Annotated in this window: 1 pseudogene; it reads right to left on the reverse strand. The window is 55.8% G+C overall.

From position 1 onward, the window contains the following. Positions 1-74 precede the first annotated feature (74 nt). A pseudogene (locus tag ACR0J1_RS19360) lies at positions 75-1,457 on the reverse strand (IS3 family transposase). Positions 1,458-1,511 lie beyond the last annotated feature (54 nt).

Genomic DNA, 1,511 nt, shown 5'->3' on the forward strand with positions numbered 1-1,511 from the left:
TGTCCGTCGTCAGAGTTTGTGGAACTAAAGGCGGCCTGAACTAAGAGAGAGTTTGGCTCATCTGTTTGGCTTGATTATGCGGCGTGTTTGCGGTGATGCAAGCGTCGCGCTTCGAATGTCTTTTGTTTGATCCTTTCCCTTTGTTTCAGAATGTCTTTGTCGCGCCCGAAGTAGACGTCGGCGGGTGTGACGTTATTGATGCTCTCGTGATAGCGGTGGTGGTTGTAGTGGTCGACGAAGGCTTCGATCTGAGCTTCGAGATCACCCGGCAAGAAGTAGTTTTCCAGCAGGATGCGGTTCTTCAGGGTTTGATGCCATCGTTCCACTGCCCGACAGTGCATTGCGCAGCAATGTCACGAGAGGGATTTTGCCCTGCGTTTGTGGATGATATGGCGCACCGCGCGAGTGCTTCATGCCCTTGTCCTGCAGCCACTCAGCCAGATCCCCTGAGACGTAACTTGATCCGTTGTCGCTCAGCAAACGTGGCTTGTGAACGACATGCACCTGGCCGCAGCCGGATGCCTGCAATGCCAAGTCCAGCGTGTCGGTCACATCTTCAGCCCGCATGGTCGTGCAGAGCTTCCAGGAGACGATGTAGCGGCTGTAATCGTCGAGGACCGTGCTGAGATAGAACCAGCCCCAGCCGGTTACCTTAATATAGGTGAAGTCGGTCTGCCAAAGCTGGTTGATGGTCGTCGTCTTGTGCTGGAACTCATTGGCAGCCTTGAGCACGATGAAGGCCGGGCTGGTGATCAGATCATGCGCCTTGAGCGTGCGATATACTGTGGATTCCGAGACAAAGTAGCGTTCTTGATCGGTGAACGTCACGGCCAGCTCGCGTGGTGACAGTTCCGTCTCCTGCAGTGCCAGATCGACAACCTTGCGCTTCACTTCGACGGGAACGCGGTTCCAAACGTGATTGGGCTTGGGAGATCGATCCTGCAAGCCAGCCTCACCACGCTGCAGATACCGGTCGTACCAGCGGTAGAATGTGGTGCGGGGGATGCCCAGTTTAGCCAGTGTCCGACGCGCTGACAGATGGCTTTCCTCGACCAGGCGAATGATCTCCAGCTTCTCAGATGCAGCATACCTCATTCGTGGTCGTCCCCATCCCCGAGCATGCTTTTTTTGAGAAGACGCAGCTCGAGCGTCTGTTCAGCAACGACCTCTTTGAGATCCTTGGCTTCACGGCGCAGTTCCTTCACTTCGTCTGTGTTCGCAGCCCGCGCAGTATCGCCAGCCAGACGCTTCTTGCCGGCTTCCATAAAGTCCTTCGACCATTTGTAGTACAGACCCTGGGATATGCCCTCCCGGCGGCACAGCTCTGCAATGCTGTCCTCGCCGCGCAGCCCATCCAGCACGATCCGGATCTTCTCTTCGCTGGAATATTGCTTGCGTGTCGCGCGCTTGATGTCTTTGGCGATCTTCTCGCCGGGGCTCTTCGTTGGCTTTCTCATCTTCCACTCCTCGGTGGTGACGATGAGCGACAAACACTCTCTTAGCAAATGACC

The sequence above is a fragment of the Ruegeria sp. CJ3 genome (assembly GCF_056536725.1).